We start from the raw sequence: 2,618 nt of genomic DNA on the forward strand, positions 1-2,618 counted from the left end.
TCCCAATTTATCACTGATATACTGCAGTTTGACAATAGTTGGTAATGAGCGACCGAGCTCAATTCTCATCAGTTGTTTGACGGTTAATTCTTCTTCTGTGTCACAAACCTGCTCACGTGTTAAACCTATTCGTTCACGTTCTTCACGAATTCTTTTTCCAATCTCGATTTTAATCTCTTCAGACATCTGTATTTCCTTTGAGTTTTAATTATATAATAATATACCTTAAAATCATGTGAATGAAAAGACTCCAGGGATTTGTCTTTTTATGGTTAGAGAAAAAGATGGGGAATAAACAAAATAACCATCTAACACTCAGTTTAGATGGTTGTGGTTTGGAATTAGGATATTTTTCGTAATCTCTTAGATTGTAGAATGGTCAGTGCACTAAAGAGGAGCAACCAGGCTAGTAGAGAAAGTGAGCTTGCTATTTGGTCTTGCCACTTAAAGCTTTCAAGCTGGCTTATAGATTTTGTGAACAATCCCATATAACTGTACTTCGTGACATTATCGAAATCTTTACTAATCCCTGAAAGCATTGGAATAAACATACTAATCATTGATACTGGAAGGCTAATTACTTGGGCAGATACTTGAGTTTTACTGATTAATCCGATGAAAAGATTAATCAGCATGATTACTAAAGCTGTAGCAAGCGAGATGATAAGATAAGGACCATAATTATTTTCAATATTAAGTTCGAGTATTCTCGGAATAGCAGTTGTCATAACTAAGCTAATAAGCACTGGATAAAATAAAACTGAAAGAATATAGTTTTTACTGTTAACACCACTTAAAAACAAGGTTCTTAAAATATTTTTTTCCTTTTCTTCGGAAACAATAGTACTGATTGGATTTCCAACTGATAAACTCAAAGATAGGGCTAAACAGTTGACTAATAGATTGACTTTCATTGAGTTGTTTAGGCTACCTTGAATCTCATAGATATGTTTGTAGAGAAAGGCAAACCCTAAAGGAAGGAGAATTTGTAGGATAATGGTTTTGTTGGATTTGATAACTCGCTTTCTAAGCCATAGTAAAGATTTTAATTGGTTAAACATTAAGTTTTCCTCCTGTAAGTTGGATGAAGATGTCCTCTAAAGTTGGTTCACATGAGTGGATGGTTTGAATATCTTGAGTAGCACTAATATGATTTAATTCAGAGAAAGGAATCACTTTTTCTTGACCTGAGCAGTAGGTCACTTTTACCATTTTATTTGTATTATATTTCTGAATAAGCTCAGCAGGTTTTCCTTCTTCAACAATCTTTCCTTTATTTAAAAGTACAATCTTATCGCACAAAATTGTAGCCTCGTGCATGTCATGTGTCGTCAGAAAAATGGTTGTTCCTTGTTGTTTTAGTTCTTCAATAAGAGAATGAATGGTTTGAGACGTTGATGGATCTAGTCCAGAAGTAGGTTCATCAAGAAAGAGAACTTTTGGCTTGTTTATGATAGCTCTCACTAAAAGCATCCGTTGTTTCATCCCTGTAGAGAGCTTTTCTGCCAAGGTTTTACGATGGTCATAAAGACCTACACGTTTTAACAAATCATCAACATACTCTGTCGAAACATTATAGAGTTTTGCGAAGAATAGAAGATTGTCATAAAGTGTCAATTTTTCATAAAAACCACTATTTTCAGTGATTAAACCAATCTTTGACAAATCATCTTCTTTTAACTGAAGGGATGATTTGCCCAAAATATAAGTTTCTCCCTGACTAGGAGTGAGTTGACCTGTTAAGATATTGATTGTTGTCGTTTTACCAGAACCTGATGGTCCAAGGAAACCTAGAATTTCACCTTTTTCAACTGTGAAGTTTAGATTTTCTATTGCTTTATATTTTTGAAATTCTTTGCTTAACTGTTTTGCTACGATAAGGTTTGTCATATCTTGCTTTCTCCTATTTGATTATATGAACGAGTATAAACAAAAAAATAACGAATCAAAAGGACATTTATGTCACTTAGATTTGTTATTTCGTATTTAAGTCTTTTTTCATTTCCATTTTAAGATTTTTGATGAAGACTTGGTCGCCGAAGGCTTCGGCTAGTACGGTGGCTGTATGATAGAGCTCTGTTGCTTTATCTATGTTATTCTCATAGAAGAGATAGTATTTTGCTTCAAATACAAGTACTGCGGGTTTATAAGCTTGTTGAAGTGTCTTATCAATAAGAACATACATTTTATCAACAACAGACTTCATTTCTTTATAGTCATGATGCATCACATATATCCCAGCTATAGCTGATAAAGCACCTATCAGTTCAACGTTAAACAGCTCATCACCTTGTAATTCTTGCTTAATTAATTTATGTCTAAATTTTTCAATTCTCTCATTATCATAGTCATAATCCTGACATCGAAATGCATAGTATGAAATTAATAGAAGGTCATTTAAGGAATATGCTTCTTTTTTCAACGCTTGAGTCAAATAGTCTTCAAATACAGATTCAATAAGACTATCTTCTTCCATAACCATAAAATTTAACGTTCTTTCAATGATATCAATAGCAAAAAGCTCGTCCTCTGGTAGAATCTCAATATAGTTGTCGTAGAGTTCCTCAATATCTTTTAGCTTCTTCTTGATACGTTCGGGGTCGCCATAGACAGGAGAC

The 2,618-nt window shown here is 33.5% G+C and carries 4 protein-coding genes; all 4 read right to left on the minus strand.

Annotated elements, in window-relative coordinates; all coding sequences use genetic code 11:
* Window positions 1-186 (minus strand): helix-turn-helix domain-containing protein (locus HMPREF1517_RS07270; protein ID WP_037600643.1); only part of this gene is annotated, 186 nt, incomplete at its 3' end.
* Window positions 187-341: 155 nt separating this feature from the next.
* A complete protein-coding gene (locus HMPREF1517_RS07275) occupies window positions 342-1,061 on the minus strand; it encodes an ABC transporter permease (RefSeq protein WP_037600645.1) in 720 nt (239 codons plus the stop codon).
* Window positions 1,054-1,890 (minus strand): ABC transporter ATP-binding protein, encoded by an 837-nt coding sequence (locus HMPREF1517_RS07280; protein WP_004182332.1) that lies wholly within the window; start codon window positions 1,888-1,890, stop codon window positions 1,054-1,056. Before HMPREF1517_RS07280 ends, HMPREF1517_RS07275 begins: the two co-directional genes overlap by 8 nt.
* Before the next feature lie 85 nt (window positions 1,891-1,975).
* Window positions 1,976-2,618: hypothetical protein (locus HMPREF1517_RS10590; protein WP_037600648.1), on the minus strand; the 643-nt coding region annotated here is incomplete at its 5' end.

This window comes from Streptococcus sp. ACS2 (assembly GCF_000525585.1).
Classification (GTDB): domain Bacteria; phylum Bacillota; class Bacilli; order Lactobacillales; family Streptococcaceae; genus Streptococcus.

Coding starts and splice junctions, on each gene's coding strand:
- HMPREF1517_RS07275 (WP_037600645.1), bottom strand. CDS start 1,061: ATGTTTAACCAATTAAAATCTTTACTATGGCTTAGAAAGCGAGTTATC.
- HMPREF1517_RS07280 (WP_004182332.1), bottom strand. CDS start 1,890: ATGACAAACCTTATCGTAGCAAAACAGTTAAGCAAAGAATTTCAAAAA.